The sequence below is a fragment of the Salegentibacter sp. genome (assembly GCF_041642575.1).
Lineage (GTDB): Bacteria > Bacteroidota > Bacteroidia > Flavobacteriales > Flavobacteriaceae > Salegentibacter.
Genome location: NZ_JBEPWD010000002.1, coordinates 118,508 through 135,537 on the forward strand (window position 1 = coordinate 118,508; position 17,030 = coordinate 135,537).

Sequence of the window (17,030 nt, forward strand, 5' to 3'; positions counted from 1 at the left end):
AATTATTTTCCAAGCATTCCTTTTTTAAGGTCTTCATCGGCAGGCTTATCAGATAACCATATTCCAAAGAGGGCTCGTTTAAATTCCATTCCTTTGATATTACCTGATTCTTCGCCATTTCTATAAACAGTAACTCCATTATTCGGGAGGTATACAATGTCAAATATATCCTCCTGGTTGATCTGCTCATCAAAGAAACTCTTAAATTTTGCAATTTCCGTAGAAATTGGAGCTGTATTCCCCTTAGTGGCGTTCTCAAAACCTTCATTTATTGCGTCTATCATTCTTTTGCTGGTGATCATTTTTGAAACGATGTGCAACCTGATAGCCATTGGCTCATCGGCTTTCATGATTTCAGAGGCATTCGAAGATTTAGACTGGAGGTAAAGACCTCCTGCGTACATATCCATCCAGAATTTTTCTCTAACCCCAGCACCATTAAGGTCCATTTTTTCTGAACCGTATTCCAGAGTATTAGGCAAAGTAGCTCCACCAACTTCGGTTTGAGCCTGACTAAGAGAAACGCTGAAAACAGCGATTAATACAAAGATTATTCTTTTCATTTTTTGTGGTTTAAGTGATTAAAATTATTTAAAATTCTTTTTCAGTTTTATTAAAGAGGCGTTAAGTTCAAATCCCAACAATAATATGTTGGAGTTAATCCAAATGTATACCATTAAAATCAAGAGGGCTCCAATGGACCCGTATAATTCGTTATAAGAGGAGAAATTGTCAATATAAAGTCCAAACAAATAAGTGGTTAATAAAATAAGAATGGTTGTAAATAATGCTCCAATGGAAAAGAATTTTGCCTTCCTGGCTTCTTTAGTGCCAAAAAAATATAATGTAGCGACCCCAATATAAATCAATAAGATAAATGCACTATATTTTACCAGTTGTGCACCTACTCCATCCTTGGGGACCAAGCCTAAATCATCAAGGTCGTCCAGGGCATATGTAAGGTAAACCGCCAGTATTACAGTAATGAGCAACAACAGTGCCATGATAAACGATACCCCTACAGCTATGATGTACTGCCTGATTATAGAGCGGTTGGCATTAGTATGATAAGAAAATTCAAATCCGGTGAAAATCGCGTTTACCCCGTTTGTCATTAAGAAAATGGATAAGATGAAAGCCACAGAAAGCAGCCCACCCCTTGGTGTATTAGCAATATCCAGAAAAATATCATTGAAAAAAACCGAGGTTTGTGGTGGTAACAGCGAATCCATAAAAATCAGGAATTGCAGCTGAAAATCGTCTATAAACTGAATATATGGAATCAAATTCAGCATAAAAAGAAGAAAGGGAAAAAGCGCCATAAAAAAGCTAAAAGCAATAGCACTTGCCCGGGTAGAAAAAGTTCCTTTTATTATTCCACCGGAATAAATTTCCCAAAGATCATAAAGCGATAAGCCATCTAAACCCGGCAAAATCATGCTCTTGGTTTTGCTTTCCCACCAATTGGAGAATCGCTCCAGTTTAGATTCAAATGCTTTTTTCAGGGACATATTATATAGCTTTTAAGCTAAGGTCTTTGTTGTGTACAGAATGGGTTAGAGCTCCACTGGAAATATAATCTACACCACAATCTGCATATTCACGAGCTGTTTGAAGGGTTATTCCTCCGCTAGATTCCGTTTGACATTTTCCATTAATTAAGGCTATTGCTTTTTTGGTATCTTCATAATTAAAGTTATCTATTAGAATCCTATAAACACCTTCAGACTTTAATATTTCTTCAATTTCCTTAAGATTTCGGGCTTCTACTATAATTTTTAAATCCAGGTTTTTATCGTTTAAATAATCTTTAGTTTTCTGGATAGCTCTGGTAATTCCACCAGCAAAATCTATATGGTTATCCTTTAACATGATCATATCAAACAAACCGAATCTATGGTTTTCGCCTCCACCAATTGTTACCGCCCACTTTTCCAGAGCTCTAATTCCGGGAGTGGTTTTACGGGTATCGAGAATTTTAGTGTTTGTACCTTCTAAAACATCAGCAAACTGTTTGGTTTTGGTGGCGATAGCACTCATTCTTTGCATTGCATTTAGTACCAGCCGTTCCGCCTTTAAAATTGACTGAGAATTCCCTTCAACATAAAAAGCAATATCTCCGGGTTTCATCTCACTGCCATCTTTTAAAAAGATTTTGGTTTGGAGCCCGGGATCTACTTTTTCAAAAACCTGAAGCGCGAAATCAACTCCGGCAAGAATACCTGTATCTTTTACCAACAGCTTTGCTTTCCCGCTTGCTTCGGTAGGAATACAGGCTAAAGAACTGTGATCTCCATCACCAACATCTTCCCTTAAAGCATTGGTGATAATTAAATCTATTTCTTTTTCGAATTGGTCTTTTGAGATCATTTGCAATACTTATTTTTGTAAAAGTAGGAAAGTCTTCGTTAAATTAAGGAAATGACCATAAAATTAGTGTGTATAGGCAAGACCGATAGTACCGAGTTAAAACAACTCATAGAAAAATATGAAAAGAGACTTCAGTTTTATATAAGATTTGAAATTGAAATAATTCCCGATCTCAAAAAAGCCAGGAATCTGGATGAAAATCAGCAGAAGATAAAAGAAGGAGAACTCATTTTATCTAAGGTACAAGCTTCAGATTTTTTGGTGTTACTTGACGAAAAAGGGAAGGAATTCACCTCAGTAGGATTTTCAGAATATATTCAGAAAAGACTGAACAGTGGGTTAAAGCAATTGATCTTTGTTATTGGTGGCCCTTACGGATTTTCTGAAGCCGTGTACACAAGAGCCGATTCGAAGCTGTCGCTTTCCAAACTTACCTTTTCTCACCAAATGGTGCGATTATTTTTTACAGAACAACTATATCGCGCCTTTACCATTTTAAAAAACGAACCTTATCACCATCAATAAATCACAATGGATCTAGTATTTGCCACTCATAACAAAAATAAGATGAAGGAGATTAAAACCCTTCTTCCGCATTATATTAATTTACTTTCCCTGGACGATATAGGTTGTAAAGAGGAAATTCCAGAAACCAGTGACACTATAGAAGGAAATGCCGTTTTAAAGGCTGAATATGTAAAGCACAGGTATGGCTATGATGTTTTTGCTGATGATACCGGTTTGGAAGTAGAAGCTCTGGATGGCTCACCGGGAGTTTTATCTGCGCGATACGCCGGGGAAGAAAAAAATGACCAGGCCAACATGGAAAAACTTCTTCAGGAATTGAAGGATAAAGATAACCGCAAGGCCAGGTTTAAAACCGTGATCGCACTGAATTTAAATGACAGGCAAAACCTCTTTGTTGGCACTTGTTACGGAACAATAATAGAAGAAGCTCTTGGAAATCAGGGTTTTGGATACGACCCCATTTTTCAACCTGAGGGGCATGATAAGACTTTTGCTGAAATGAGCCTGTCTGAAAAATCAGAATTAAGTCACCGGGCGAAGGCATTTAGAGCGCTAATCTCCTATCTTTCAAAATAAAAGCCTTCAGAAAGGATTTATTGCGCACGAAGCCGTACCTTTGCCGCTTATTTTAATTTTTATATGAACAAATTTGAACAATTAGGTTTAAACCCTTCAATTCTTAAAGCAGTCGAAGAAATGGGTTTTGAAAGCCCAAGTGAAATTCAGGAAAAAGCTATTCCTGTTTTGTTAAATGAAGACACCGATATGGTGGCCCTGGCCCAAACCGGAACAGGTAAAACAGCTGCTTTTGGATTTCCGCTTATCCAGAAAATCAATTCTAACGCTAAACATACTCAGGCATTGATTCTCTCACCTACCCGTGAGCTTTGCCTGCAGATCACCAACGAATTAAAGAATTACTCTAAATTCGAAAAAAACCTAAATGCGGTAGCTATTTATGGTGGTGCGAGTATTACTGACCAGGCCCGCCAGATTGAGCGAGGAGCGCAAATTATTGTAGCTACTCCAGGTCGTATGCAGGATATGATGAATCGTAGAATGGTAGATATCACTAAAATAGATTACTGTGTTTTAGATGAGGCCGATGAGATGCTGAATATGGGCTTCTATGAAGACATAACCTCTATTCTTGCTGATACTCCAAAAAGTAAAAATACCTGGCTTTTTTCTGCTACTATGCCTAAAGAAGTAGCAACAATCGCCAAGAAATTTATGAAAACTCCCATAGAGATTACTGTGGGAACAAAAAACCAGGGAACCAGTAATGTTTCGCACGAATACTATTTGGTAAATTCCCGTCAACGTTATGAAGCTCTAAAAAGACTGGCAGATGCAAATCCCGATATTTTTTCGGTGATCTTTTGCCGAACAAAAAGAGACACTCAAAAAGTTGCTGAAAAACTTATTGAAGACGGTTACAGTGCTGCAGCTCTTCACGGAGATTTAAGTCAGAACCAGCGTGACCTTGTGATGAAGAGTTTCAGAACCAAACAAATTCAAATGCTTGTGGCTACAGATGTTGCCGCTCGTGGCATTGACGTAGAAGATATAACCCACGTGATCAACTACCAGTTGCCAGACGAAATTGAAACCTACACCCACCGAAGCGGTAGAACCGGAAGAGCTGGGAAAAGTGGAGTTTCTATGGTTATTGTTTCAAAAAGTGAAGTGCGTAAAATCAAGAGTATTGAACGCATAATTCAGCAGAAATTCGAGCAAAAAGATATTCCTGATGGAATGGAGATTTGCAGAGTTCAGTTATTTCACCTGGCCAACGATATCAAGGAAACCGAGATCAACCATGAAATAGATCCTTATTTACCAAGCATTAACGAGGTACTTGAAGGTTTTAGCCGTGAGGAGCTTATTAAAAAATTCTTCTCTGTAGAATTCACCCGTTTCTTTAATTATTACAAAAATACACCAGACCTAAGCTCTGAGGGAAGAGGTTCAGAAAGATCTTCCGGAGGAGAAGAATCAACTAGATTCTTTATCAATATTGGAGCTAAAGATGGTTTCGATTGGATGAGCCTGAAGGATTTCCTTAAGGCAACTCTTGATCTGGGGCGTGATGATGTCTATAAAGTGGATGCCAAATCTACGTTCTCATTCTTTAATACCGATGCGGTGCATGCCGATAAGGTTATTGAAACTTTCAAAAACTTCAAACATAACGGCCGTCATATCGATGTAGAGATTACAACTGATTCCGGACGTGTAGGAGGAAGAAAAAGAAGCGGTGGTGAACGTTCCGGAAAACCTTTCAATAAAGGTGGAAAATCTGGAGGAAGACGTTCTGAAGGCTTTGAGAAAAAAGGCCGGGGCGGTAAAAAAACCGGTGGTCGTAGTAATAATATAGAAAGTTCGCTTAAGCGAAGACGTTCTAAGAAATAAATAGATCATAGGCGCTTAAAATATCAAAACTGGCATTGTTTTTTATGGGTATTTTATATTTTAGGCGCCAATTATTATGAAGTATAACTTTTTCTTTTTTTTACTCTTTTTTACTGGGTTTTATGCCGCTGCACAGGACGTGGTTTCGGGTACGGTGATGAATGCCGCCGATGACAAACCAATAGAACGGGTTCATATAGTGAATCTTAATCAGGTTAAAGGCGCAGTAAGCGATGAGGATGGTAAGTTTGAGTTACCAGCAAAAGTAAACGATACCCTATATTTTACTTACCTCGGATTTAAATCCATAAAAGTTCGTGTTACCAACGATTGGATGAAATACGGGAACGTGAAAGTGAAAATGACCGAACTGGGAATTGCCCTGGAGGAAGTTGTTGTAAGTTCGGTTACTTTAACCGGATACCTGGAAATCGATGCCAGGAATATCCCTATTTACGAGAATCAGCGCTACAGTATTTCTGGTTTAAATACCGGTTATGAGGCAGGTACAAGTTCACCCAGCGCAGTATCAAAGGTTTTAGGCTCCCTATTTAACCCGGCAGACCTCGTCAATAATATCTTCGGAAAAAGACCGCAACAGATGCGGAAACTACGACAAATGAAGCAAGATGATGAGATAAGGAATCTCCTGCGCAATAAATTTGATCGTGAAACTCTTATGGCCCTGCTGCAGATAAATAAAGTTGAAATCGATGAGATCTTAGGCCGATGTAATTATTCCCGGGATTTTATGCGTACAGCTAATGATCTACAGATCCTGGATGCGATTAGCGGTTGCTATGAGGAGTACAAAGTACTGCAGCGAAATTAATTTTTACTCTCTAAAATCGCTTTAAGATTTACAAGCCCTTTTTCGAGATCATTCCCCAACAATTTATCTACACTATAAAAGATTGACATTATACTAAGAGGAAAAGGAAGCAATCCACGCACTCCCCACACTATTTTAGATTTGTTAGGCTCCAGTTCTTTAATAGCAATGTATGTTAATGAATTAAGTTTTATGGGACGAACAAATAATAAGCGTGTCTCCATAATAGCCATTGGTTTCAGTTTTATAATTTTTTGGGTTCCCTCCCCTACTTTTCTATTTCCTCTCCAGTAAAAACCGGCACTTTCTTTAGCGTCTTCACCCTTAAATTTCAGGAGTGCATCGGGATCTTTCTTAAACCACGGTACCCAATAAGGTTGTTTTTTTAACTGACTTACATAATTGAATATTTCTGCTCTCGAGGCATTGATTACCATTGTACGGCTTAGGTCATATGATTTTTTAGCATAAGCATGTAAAAAAGCGAAAAAAGTAATTAACGCTATAATAAGGTAAAAAAAGAGGGTCATACGTAGGGGCTTCAACTGCTAAAAATAACAAATTTATCTTGATGATTTATACTGCTCCAAAAGTTGTTCTGAATTTTTTATACATTTTTTAGCCCAATTGAATTCAATTTCCAGTTTTTCTTCCGGGGTTAATTCCCAGGACTGTTTGCTATGATGAAGTCTACTGGTTAAGGATTGCAAAATTATCGCTGCTGAAACTGAAATATTAAGGCTTTCCGTAAACCCATGCATGGGAATTTTTAAACGAACATCGGCTTCTTTAAGAACTTCCTCAGAAAGTCCCGCTTTTTCTGTGCCGAAGAGAACTGCTGATGGTTTTGAAATTTCAAAATTTTCTAGATCCCGGGCATCTCCATAAGGGGTAGTTGCCACAATTTGATAACCTTTCTCCTTTAAGCTGTTAATACAATCTTTAGTAGAATTATACCGGTTTACATCAACCCATTTCTGCGCTCCCATCGCAATTTCTTTATCGATTCTTCTTGGTTGTCGTTCTTCTATCACATGTATATTCTGAATTCCAAATACATCGCAGCTGCGTATTACCGCACTGGTATTATGTAATTGATGAACATCCTGGGTTACCACCGTAAAGTAATTGGTGCGTTTTGAAAGAACTTCCTTAAAAAGCTTGTTGCGACGAGGTGTTAAAAAGCTTTTGAGATGATCCAGTAACTGCTGTTTTTCCATGTCCCAAAATTAAAAATTACCCCTGAATTAGATGATTTTCCTAAGTTTTTTCTCTACTTAATTTAATATTGGACTACGGGCTATCAAAAAGTGCTTATTTTTATATTAATTAATATTTAGCTATGAAAAAAATTGTTGTCTTAACCGGTGCCGGAGTAAGTGCAGAAAGTGGAATTAGCACTTTCAGAGATGCCGATGGACTATGGGAAAATCATGATATTATGGAAGTTGCCTCTCCTGAAGGTTGGTCACGCAACCAGGAATTAGTTTTGGAGTTCTACAACAAACGCCGCCGCCAGCTATTAGAGGTTAAGCCGAATCCTGCTCATTTTGCCCTGGCTGAACTTGAAGAATATTATGAGGTAGAGATCATCACTCAAAATATTGACGATCTACATGAGCGTGCCGGAAGTACGAAGGTTACCCATTTGCACGGTGAACTTTTAAAAGCCAGAAGTACTTTTAATGAAAATCTGGTCATGGATTGGAAAAAGGATATTAAAATAGGTGATTTCTGTGAGTTTAACTACCAACTCCGACCTCATGTAGTATGGTTTGGAGAGGCCGTACCATTGTTTGAAAAAGCCGCAGAAATTACGGCTAAGGCAGATATCCTCATCATAATCGGCACTTCAATGCAGGTTTATCCGGCTGCAGGCCTAATGCAATTTTCCCCTGAGGAAATTCCAGTTTACTTTGTTGATCCTAATCCCAACATTACTCCTGAAGAGAATCTTACAATTATTGAAGAGAGAGCTTCAACAGGAGTTCCTAAACTGGTAAATAAGCTTATAAAATCTTCAGCATAAAGCTTTAAAAAGAATCAACCTGGCTGTTTTATAGATGATTTGTAAGCAGTATATTTGGGGCTTTATAATCCAAACAACATAACCCAATGACTCCGCTAACCGCCATCTCGCCAATAGACGGCAGATACCACGCTAAAACTAAAAGTCTTTCGGCTTATTTTAGTGAAGAAGCCTTAATTAAATACCGCGTAAAGATTGAAGTGGAATATTTTATCGCTCTTTGTGATATTCCTCTACCTCAGCTAAGTTCCTTTCCGAAGGATAAATACCCTCATTTACGTGATATTTACCAAAATTTCACAACAATAGACGCTCAGGCGGTTAAGGAAATAGAAAAGACAACAAACCACGATGTAAAAGCCGTAGAATATTTTCTGAAAGAGAAATTCGATAAACTCGAGCTTCAGGATTTTAAAGAGTTCATCCATTTTGGTCTGACTTCTCAGGATATAAATAATACTGCTGTTCCGTTAAGTCTCAGAAGTGCCATTGAGGATGAATACCTTCCTGTTTTAGATGAAATACGTGTAAAGCTGAAGGAGCTTTCTCAGGAATGGTCTAATGTTCCGCTACTCGCAAGAACTCATGGTCAACCAGCTTCCCCAACCCGACTTGGTAAAGAATTAGAGGTATTTTCGGTAAGATTGGAAGAACAACTTATCCAATTACATTATATCCCTCATGCTGCAAAATTTGGTGGTGCTACCGGTAATTACAATGCCCACAAGATCGCTTATCCCAACATTGACTGGAAAGAATTCGGAAGAAATTTCGTTGAGGAGATCCTGGGACTTCATCACTCGTTTCCAACAACCCAAATAGAGCACTATGATCATATGGCTGCTCTTTTTGATGTTTTAAAACGCATCAATAATATCCTCATTGATCTCGATAGGGATATCTGGACCTACGTTTCTATGGATTATTTTAAACAAAAAATAAAAAAAGGAGAAATAGGCTCTTCTGCCATGCCGCATAAAGTAAATCCTATCGATTTTGAAAACAGCGAAGGAAACCTGGGAATTGCAAATGCGATTTTTGAACATCTTTCAGCTAAATTACCGATAAGCCGCTTACAGCGTGATCTAACCGATAGTACTGTGCTGCGCAATATTGGCGTGCCATTGGGCCACACTTTTATTGGATTTAAATCTACCTTAAAAGGTTTAGGTAAGTTATTGCTGAATGAAGAAAAACTCAACGCCGATCTGGAAGCAAACTGGGCCGTTGTGGCTGAAGCTATTCAAACTATTCTAAGACGGGAAGGTTATAAAAATCCCTATGAAGCATTAAAGGGGTTAACCCGTACCAATGAGAAAATAAACAAGGATAGCATTTCAGAATTCATTGATAGCCTGGATGTTTCTGCTGAAATTAAAGACGAACTCAAAGCTATAACACCCCAGAATTATACTGGAATATAATTATAAGATCCCGTCGGAAGTATTAATTCCCGGCGGGATTTTTATGCATATTTTTTTACTTAGAGCGTTCTTCACGGATATCTAATTCAACCTCTCCTTCAAACATTTGGGTAATATTTTTTATTCCTTCCAGATTAAAGTCACCTTTTTCCATAGATCTCAGGAGGTTCAACATTTCCTTTGGTTCCATATCTTCTCCCAAAATTCTCGCAAGCCCCACTCCCCGACTGTCATCAAAACCGAATAAAATGAATTCATCTACAGCATCCTCTTCACCGGTGTAATAAATTTCCGCTTTGCGAAGCCCCGAACCGTATCTCATAAGAAGTTGGTATTCATCATTTTTAAGTATTTCCTGAAGTTGTGCTTTTTCTTCCTCATACTTCTCTTTATTAGCCTTTAATGGATATGCGAGAACATTAACTTTTCGAATACTTTCAAGAGTTTGTTTTTGCTTTTCATCCAGGTCTTCGTTATTGGCCAGGAGGCTGGCAGGAATATCTAAGGCAATGAAATTGCTCTCTTCAAGATTTTCAACATAATATTCCTGAATTGTAGGTTCATTGCCACAGGAAGTCAAAATGACAACAAAAATCCATGGAAATCCTAAAAATTTAAAGAGCTTCATGCTATGATTTTTTGTCAATGTTGTTTAATTCTTCGGCGCCAGGTACTTTGAGATCCTGGGTTAATCTAGATAATTGAGAAAGATCGATATCACCGGTAATACTGAGAATCACCGAAATTGGTTCCCCATCTTCCTGCCCTTCCATGAACATAAAGAGCTCGCTTACTACATTTTCATTTTTCCCGGGTTTTGAATAAAATTTAATATTTTTTCCATCCTCATTTACCCTCATCAGTTGCTCCAGGCTTCCATTATTAAGATAGCTATCCACATCCCGAGACATTTCAGACCTCACTTTGCTGTTAGAAGAAGTAAACATTCTTATCTCATCAAGGTTTTCTATTAATCTCATATATTGTTGAGCTTCCTCATCTCCTTCACTAAAGTCAACTTTAGCCAGCATTTTAAACATTTTACTGGTCATTATCATCGCATCAACCTCCTTCATATTCTCATATTTTTCAAAGGCTTGAGCATTGGTAAAAATTGGAAGTAATCCCAGTATAAAAAGTATCGCTATTTTTTTCATCTCTTTAATTATTCGTGTTTAATTATTCTTTCTCTTGTTTTATTGAATTCCTTCAGGTAACCCAGGTCTTTTTTTCTTTCGTTCATTATTTCTGAAACCATTTTGAGAGTTTCCTGTGTCTTTTCAAGTGCGATTTCCTCATCATGAATGGTGCCTAAAGCACTATTATCATTGCTACTGAACTCCCCTTTTAAAAGAAAAACCCCTACCAATGCAAGGATAATTATCGCAGCAACTCCACTCCAAACATAAAACTTTTTTCCTGAAACCCTAGATTGAATTGATTTTCGGTTTTGATCCTGGAATGAAAATCGACTCCGGTATTTCTCTAAATGAGCAGGCACTTTATTTTTTAAAAAATAATTTTTAAGAGATTTCTCTTCAGCCCTTGTGGTCTCACCAGCCAGATATTTTTTCAGTAAGCGCTCAACTTTATCTCTTTCCATAATTGTTTTTAGTCTGCAATTCTTCTATTTTCTTACTTCGCATTAAATTTGGTATAAACCTTGCTCTTTTTTATGGTAAAATTATATTATAAATTTTTAATTTAAGAAGAGTTAGTTTATACATGTAAAGCCTTAAATCTATGATTAAAATTTATTACTAATTAATTTTTAGTTTACGATTTTGTAGGTATTTTTAGCCCTTTCACAAAAACTTAACATTTATGAAGATTTACCGATTATTATTTCTTTTTCTAATTTCTTCCACCCTATTCGTATCCTGTTCTAAGGACGACGACGATGTAATTGATGATGAGGTAGGACAACCCGGTCCCGATCGAAATTTGGATATAGAAGATTTTATTTATAAAGGAATGAACAATATCTACCTTTATAAATCGAATGTCCCTAAACTCGCTGATAATTATTTTTCAACTCAGTCTGATTTGAACGATTTTCTTGATGAATTTGATTCTCCTGAAGACCTCTTTTATGATGCTTTGGTTTACGATTATGGTGTTAAGGATAAATTTAGCTTCATGACAGCCGATTATATCGAGCTTGAAAATCGCTTTGCAGGGACAAGCACTACTACCGGAATGAATTATGGGTTTACATATCACCCGAACGATAATACAAAAGTTCTACTTTATGTACGTTATGTACAACCCAATACTTCCGCGGCAGATGCCGGCATTGAAAGAGGAATGATCTTTAATAAAGTGGACGGTCAGGTAATGACTGCTTCAAATTACAGCTCTTTGGTTTCTCCCGAAAACTTCACCCTGCATGAAGCTGAATTTGCTGAAAATAATGATATCCTAGATCTCGACGAAACTTATGACCTTTCTAAAGCCGAGTACACCGCAAACCCAGTTTACATCACTAAAACTATGGATGTGGAAGGTAAAAAGGTGGGTTATTTAATGTATAATAGTTTTACCGCCGATTTTGATCCTGAACTTAACGCTGCTTTTGCCGACTTTAAAGCTGAGGGTATTGATGAACTTGTCCTCGATCTTCGTTATAACGGTGGCGGAAGAGTTGAAACTGCAGTAGATTTATCCAGCATGATCACTGGTCAGTATGAAGGAGAAATTTTCAATCAACAGCAGTGGAATGCTTCATACCAGGCATACTTTGAAGAAAACGATCCCGATGACTTGGTTGACCGATTTAATGATAAAATTGGAAATGGAGACCTTATTAATAGCCTTAACCTCGAGAAAGTCTATATTATTGCTGGAAGGTCAAGTGCTTCTGCAAGTGAACTTGTTATAAACGGTTTGGATGCCTGGATTGATGTAGTTCACGTTGGAGATAATACCGTAGGAAAGTTCCAGGCTTCAGTGACGCTCTATGACTCTCCCAACTTTGGAAAACAAAATGCGAATCCAGATCACAAATATGCAATTCAACCATTGGTTTATAAATCGGCTAATGCCCTTGGTAATTCCGATTATGTTGATGGTTTAGTTCCAGATATTGAGGTTCGTGAATATGTAAACGAATATAGGCCTCTTGGAGATCCCTCTGAACCTTTATTGGCTGCTGCACTGGATGATATTAAAGGGGTGAAGAAAGCTTCTTATCTTTCTAAATCCCCCGATCTTAATATTCTAGATGAGGCCGGATCTGAAACCCCTGAATTTCAGAAGATGTATATCGATGAAGTTCCTCCGATTCCTTTAGAAAGAGATGACTTCTAATATTGAATGAAAGAAAAAAATAAAGCCCCGAAGATTAATTTCTTCGGGGCTTTTCTTTTACTCTGCTATATAATTTACTCTACAATATAAATTCCGTTGGGATTGATACCCGTATCAAACTCGTCTATCAAATTTCCGGTGTTGTCCTTTATGATAAGTTTACCATTCCCGGTAAAGTCGTAATTGACAAAGGAAGCATAGATTTTTCCTTCTGCTACCTCAAAACCATATAAGATACCTTCATCGCTGAAATTAGTAATTCCGGAGTCAGGAAGACTTTCCTCTCCCTGCCCTAATGTATAAACGGTGTCATCAAGTGTATAGTAAAGCACCTGCTCATCTAAATTAAGATTTCCGGGATGTTCTTTTTCATTAAATTCAAACTCCTGAACCACTTCCTGAATAGTCAGATCTATTTCCGTGATCTTTCCGGCAGTTTCATTTTCCGCATAAGAAGGCAAACCGGAAGATAGTACCCACAAACTATTCCCATTACTCACCATAGAATTAGGCACATCTCCTACCTCAATTGTTTTCTCAATTATATTAATATTTGGATCCAGTACGGAGATAGTATTATTAAATCCAAAACCACCTTTATGGGCGACATAGATCTTATCGTTTACAGTTAGAATCTTTTCGGGCCCCTCTTCCACCGGAATTGTTTCCTCTAACTCGAAATTTCCCAGATCATATACCGCTACAAAGTCATCATCGGGATCCGTCCCGTCTCCCCAGTTGGTTACAAAAGCTTTTTCATTTGAAAAATCTATAAACCTGGGATTATCCAATCCACTTTCAATTGTGGTAATATTTTCAAATGTATGACGATCTACCACCTGAATTTTTCCTGAAACATTCATAACTATAAAAGCATAATCTCCATAAAATCCTATACTTTGTCCCGTATCTCCGGGCGATTCCCCATTATTTTCTTCAGCATAGATATTATTTTGAATTTCCTCAAGATCAGGATCAAGATAGGAAACTGAACTATTTCCTGAACCGAAGTTCCCCTCATTAAGTACAAAAACTCCTTCGGAATAATTACCTAATTCCTCCTCCGGAATTTCATTTATCTCGTTATCGCTCTCACAAGATGCGAACAAAACAGCGCTAAGCACTGCGGCCATAAAAAATCTGATCTTCATAAATTATAATTTAAAGGTGATTGAACTATTAAAATATCTTCCCGGCATAGGTCGTCCGGGCATACTCATATACTTTTCATCAAAGAGGTTATTAACCTGAAATCCGATCTTCATAAAATCGTTTCGACCAAAATTCCTGGCTATGCCCAGATTGGAAACTTGGTGATCCTCCAGGCTGTAATTATTATCTGAAGAGGTAAAAATGCTCCCGTTATACAAAAGCTGATAAAAAACGGAATAGCGATTAAAATTATAGCCCAAAGAGGCCGTCGCCTTATGCTCGGGTACGTAGATGAGCTGTCTTTTGGTCGCCTGATTTTCACTATGTGTCCAGGCGTAGGTTAAATTCAAATCAAAATTATGACTGCCAATTGATTCGCTCCAATCCAACCCGGCCTCTAAACCGTAGTTCCGGACTTCATCTGTGTTTTCAGGTCGCCATAATCCACTGCTTGTAGGCACCCATCGCAACAGGTTTCTCGAATCTATCAGGTAACCTGCAAGATCAAATTTGAAGTTTTCCAGGCTGAATGTATGACCCAACTCCAACTGATGCGAAGTTTCCGGTTTTAAGTCTAAGTTTCCACCGGTATACCAGTAAAGGTCGTTAAATGTAGGAATCCTGAAATTCTTTGAAACTCCAAGCCTTAGTTCGTAATTTTTTGAAAATTTGTAAAGCCCATTTACAGCAAACAACAATGGAGACTCATAATTACTGGTCGCCTCTTTTCTGGCGCTTACCTGATAACTTAAATCTCCCAGGCTGTGTTTCAGCAATAGCGCCAAACTTCCAATATCACGACCATTGCTGCCGGTATTGGTCCCCTCTCCTTTTATTTGTTGGTACTCCAGGATGCCGGTAACCTCAAGATCGCGGGTAAAAAGATAGGTGAGATCTGTTTTTGCAATTCCGGTTCTGGCACGACCGAAATTATGTTCCTCCGTTTCCCTGTTTTCAAAATACCGGAATGTTTCATCTAAATAAGCTAATTTGAACGAAGAGCTAAAGTCGCCGTAAAAGCCATTCCACTCCAGAAGATTTCGGCTATTCACATCTTCGAACTTGCTTTTGGACGGGGCCGTAATAGTTCCTGAAAAACCTCTTTTGCCCTGGTAAAAATTGCTGTGAAACTTCAGAAGATGATCTTTATTTAGTCGATGAGCCACAGATAAGCCCAGGCCGGTATTTCTGAGATCCCCGTTTTCATTAAATTGATTTTCCCCGGGGTATTCAAAATCATTTTCAGAATTTTGCCGGGTTAGATTTAACTGAAAGCTGGTTTTTTCAGAAGAAACATCCGTTTTAAAAACTCCTGAAAAATTTTCGAAACTTCCATAGTCCAGTTTTAACTGGTTATGAAATTTCCCATCAAATTTAAAGCGATTGTTTAAATGAACGCTACCCCCAATGGCACCGCTTCCATATAGAACACTACCGCCACCCGGCCGAATGGAAATATCATTAACTATCCCGGTGGGAATGGTATTGAAATCGGTTTGTCCTGTAAACTGGGAATTGATATTGATCCCATTCCAGATCACGGCGGTTTGCTGTGCAGAAGTTCCCCGGAATGAGGCTGAAGAAACACCACCTAAACCATTTTCCCTAAAAAAGATAGTACTATTAAATTTTAATACTGAAGTAAGGGAAGGCTCATTTTCTCTTAAAATAGAATCATTCAGCAACATTACCCGACGTTCGCCCGAATCTCTTTTGAGAGATATATCGCTTAAAACCACTTCCTCCAACCTAGTCACAGGTTCGTCTTGTGATAATGCGGGCACGGCTAGAAGCAATCCCAGAAATAAAAGGTAATAACGATTTAGTTTCATTATACACCGACTTTTATCCCGAAAGTCTAAGAGTTAAATTAGTAATGCTTCTGGCAGGTCTCCTGGCTCGCGTCCTTGTTGTTTACCTTCCCATCGCGCAAAGCGACAGTGGTATGAAGTGTGACAACAGGCATTCCGGTTACGGAACTTAGCTTACAGTTGCGGGAACAGCTCAGGAATTTTTGAAGATTCAAATCACCTGATTCCCTTTTAATCGACGACGGTACATTCCGGCGTCAAACCAAAATTTCAATGTCAAAAATAAACATTTATGTTTGCGAAGCACTAAAATTTTTAAATAATCTTACTTTTGAAGTCAAATCTGTAATCTTGAAATATCTCATTTCCCTTTTTTCAATGCTATTGCTCTTTTCCTGTAAAAGCGAGGAAAAGAATGCTTCTACAATCCGAATTTCCGAAGGTAATCCGGTAGAAATTAAATATGCCAAAGGCTTCAGTATTGAAGAATTTAATGGTTATAGCATTGTGAAAGTAAATAATCCCTGGCCCGGTTCAGACCTTGACCTCACCTATCTTTTAACTGAAGAAGACGCTGAAATTCCAAAGGATTTGCAGTACGATCAGAAAGTGCAGATTCCTGTTGAGGAAGTGGTGGTCACTTCCACGACCCACATTCCGGCTTTGGAAGCACTTAAGGTCGAAAACAAATTGACAGGATTCCCCGGTCTCGATTATATTTCGTCAGAAAAGACCAGGGAGCTAATCAATTCAGGAAAAATAAAAGAGCTCGGAAAAAATGAAAATATCAATACCGAAGTGCTTATCGATCTTCAACCCGATGTTGTAATCGGTTTCGCCATTGATGGCAACAACAAAACCTTTGAAAATATTCAGAAGACAGGAATTCCCGTGGTTTTCAATGCCGATTGGGTGGAAGAAAATCCATTAGGCAAGGCAGAGTGGATTAAGTTTATGGGAGCGTTTTTCGGTAAGACCGCCCAGGCAACCACCATTTTTGATAAAATTGAAAATGATTATCTCGAAGCAAAAGAACTGGCTGAAACTGCAAAAAATCAACCTGATGTTATTAGCGGATCGATGTATAAAGACCAGTGGTATATGCCCTATGGCAATTCCTGGCAGGCCCGGTTTATCGATGAAGCAAACGCCAATTACCT

General features: G+C 38.1%; 18 protein-coding genes and 1 riboswitch. Of the genes, 8 read left to right on the forward strand and 10 right to left on the reverse strand.

Going from position 1 to position 17,030, the window contains the following annotated elements; all coding sequences use genetic code 11:
• Nucleotides 1-2: 2 nt before the first annotated feature.
• The 3 genes from ACESK1_RS01210 to nadC are packed head-to-tail and all read right to left on the reverse strand — an operon-like array spanning nucleotide 3 to nucleotide 2,370.
• Entirely contained in the window at nucleotides 3-563 is a 561-nt protein-coding gene (locus ACESK1_RS01210) for a chalcone isomerase family protein (protein ID WP_372917078.1), read from the reverse strand.
• A gap of 24 nt (nucleotides 564-587) precedes the next feature.
• Entirely contained in the window at nucleotides 588-1,511 is a 924-nt protein-coding gene (locus ACESK1_RS01215; RefSeq protein ID WP_372917081.1) for a YihY/virulence factor BrkB family protein, read from the reverse strand.
• 1 nt (nucleotide 1,512) lies between these two features.
• Nucleotides 1,513-2,370, reverse strand: coding sequence for a carboxylating nicotinate-nucleotide diphosphorylase (gene nadC / locus ACESK1_RS01220; protein ID WP_372917084.1), 858 nt, complete (start codon nucleotides 2,368-2,370; stop codon nucleotides 1,513-1,515).
• 51 nt (nucleotides 2,371-2,421) lie between these two features.
• Here nadC and rlmH point away from each other — a divergent pair, with 51 nt between their 5' ends.
• From rlmH to ACESK1_RS01240, 4 genes are all read left to right on the forward strand, one after another.
• The gene (gene rlmH / locus ACESK1_RS01225; protein WP_372917086.1) at nucleotides 2,422-2,895 is read left to right on the forward strand and encodes a 23S rRNA (pseudouridine(1915)-N(3))-methyltransferase RlmH; all 474 of its coding nucleotides are present in this window, start codon (nucleotides 2,422-2,424) and stop codon (nucleotides 2,893-2,895) included.
• Between the two features lie 6 nt (nucleotides 2,896-2,901).
• Nucleotides 2,902-3,474, forward strand: a complete 573-nt coding sequence (locus tag ACESK1_RS01230; protein ID WP_372917089.1) for a non-canonical purine NTP diphosphatase — start codon at nucleotides 2,902-2,904, stop codon at nucleotides 3,472-3,474.
• Nucleotides 3,475-3,537: 63 nt separating this feature from the next.
• Nucleotides 3,538-5,313, forward strand: coding sequence for a DEAD/DEAH box helicase (locus ACESK1_RS01235; RefSeq protein WP_372917091.1), 1,776 nt, complete (start codon nucleotides 3,538-3,540; stop codon nucleotides 5,311-5,313).
• Nucleotides 5,314-5,389: 76 nt separating this feature from the next.
• Entirely contained in the window at nucleotides 5,390-6,145 is a 756-nt protein-coding gene (locus ACESK1_RS01240) for a carboxypeptidase-like regulatory domain-containing protein (RefSeq protein WP_372917093.1), read from the forward strand.
• On the opposite strand, the gene ACESK1_RS01245 is transcribed toward ACESK1_RS01240, so the two are convergent.
• Both ACESK1_RS01245 and ACESK1_RS01250 read right to left on the reverse strand, forming a co-directional pair.
• Nucleotides 6,142-6,675, reverse strand: coding sequence for an SRPBCC family protein (locus tag ACESK1_RS01245; protein ID WP_372917095.1), 534 nt, complete (start codon nucleotides 6,673-6,675; stop codon nucleotides 6,142-6,144). The genes ACESK1_RS01240 and ACESK1_RS01245 overlap by 4 nt on opposite strands.
• A gap of 33 nt (nucleotides 6,676-6,708) precedes the next feature.
• The gene (locus ACESK1_RS01250; RefSeq protein ID WP_372917097.1) at nucleotides 6,709-7,365 is read right to left on the reverse strand and encodes a TrmH family RNA methyltransferase; all 657 of its coding nucleotides are present in this window, start codon (nucleotides 7,363-7,365) and stop codon (nucleotides 6,709-6,711) included.
• Nucleotides 7,366-7,487: 122 nt separating this feature from the next.
• Here ACESK1_RS01250 and ACESK1_RS01255 point away from each other — a divergent pair, with 122 nt between their 5' ends.
• Both ACESK1_RS01255 and purB read left to right on the forward strand, forming a co-directional pair.
• Nucleotides 7,488-8,174, forward strand: a complete 687-nt coding sequence (locus tag ACESK1_RS01255; RefSeq protein WP_372917099.1) for an NAD-dependent deacylase — start codon at nucleotides 7,488-7,490, stop codon at nucleotides 8,172-8,174.
• 86 nt (nucleotides 8,175-8,260) lie between these two features.
• On the forward strand, nucleotides 8,261-9,598 hold the full coding sequence (purB, locus tag ACESK1_RS01260) for an adenylosuccinate lyase (protein WP_372917101.1): 1,338 nt from the start codon (nucleotides 8,261-8,263) through the stop codon (nucleotides 9,596-9,598).
• Nucleotides 9,599-9,653: 55 nt separating this feature from the next.
• Here the strand turns inward: purB and ACESK1_RS01265 are convergent, their stop codons facing one another.
• From ACESK1_RS01265 to ACESK1_RS01275, 3 genes are read right to left on the reverse strand one after another with little or no spacing between them, the layout of a single operon-like run.
• Nucleotides 9,654-10,226, reverse strand: coding sequence for a DUF4252 domain-containing protein (locus ACESK1_RS01265; protein ID WP_372917103.1), 573 nt, complete (start codon nucleotides 10,224-10,226; stop codon nucleotides 9,654-9,656).
• A gap of 1 nt (nucleotide 10,227) precedes the next feature.
• A complete protein-coding gene (locus tag ACESK1_RS01270; RefSeq protein ID WP_372917105.1) occupies nucleotides 10,228-10,755 on the reverse strand; it encodes a DUF4252 domain-containing protein in 528 nt (175 codons plus the stop codon).
• 8 nt (nucleotides 10,756-10,763) lie between these two features.
• Nucleotides 10,764-11,201, reverse strand: a complete 438-nt coding sequence (locus ACESK1_RS01275; protein ID WP_372917107.1) for a hypothetical protein — start codon at nucleotides 11,199-11,201, stop codon at nucleotides 10,764-10,766.
• A gap of 221 nt (nucleotides 11,202-11,422) precedes the next feature.
• Here ACESK1_RS01275 and ACESK1_RS01280 point away from each other — a divergent pair, with 221 nt between their 5' ends.
• A complete protein-coding gene (locus tag ACESK1_RS01280; protein ID WP_372917109.1) occupies nucleotides 11,423-12,907 on the forward strand; it encodes a S41 family peptidase in 1,485 nt (494 codons plus the stop codon).
• Nucleotides 12,908-12,981: 74 nt separating this feature from the next.
• On the opposite strand, the gene ACESK1_RS01285 is transcribed toward ACESK1_RS01280, so the two are convergent.
• Both ACESK1_RS01285 and ACESK1_RS01290 read right to left on the reverse strand, forming a co-directional pair.
• Complete coding sequence (locus tag ACESK1_RS01285) at nucleotides 12,982-14,058, reverse strand: YncE family protein (protein ID WP_372917111.1); 1,077 nt, start codon at nucleotides 14,056-14,058, stop codon at nucleotides 12,982-12,984.
• Between the two features lie 3 nt (nucleotides 14,059-14,061).
• On the reverse strand, nucleotides 14,062-15,891 hold the full coding sequence (locus ACESK1_RS01290) for a TonB-dependent receptor plug domain-containing protein (RefSeq protein ID WP_372917113.1): 1,830 nt from the start codon (nucleotides 15,889-15,891) through the stop codon (nucleotides 14,062-14,064).
• Nucleotides 15,892-15,925: 34 nt separating this feature from the next.
• A riboswitch (cobalamin riboswitch) is annotated at nucleotides 15,926-16,152 on the reverse strand.
• Between ACESK1_RS01290 and ACESK1_RS01295 the strand changes: the two genes are divergently transcribed.
• The coding region (locus ACESK1_RS01295; RefSeq protein ID WP_372917115.1) for an ABC transporter substrate-binding protein at nucleotides 16,144-17,030 on the forward strand (887 nt) is incomplete at its 3' end. It overlaps the preceding riboswitch by 9 nt.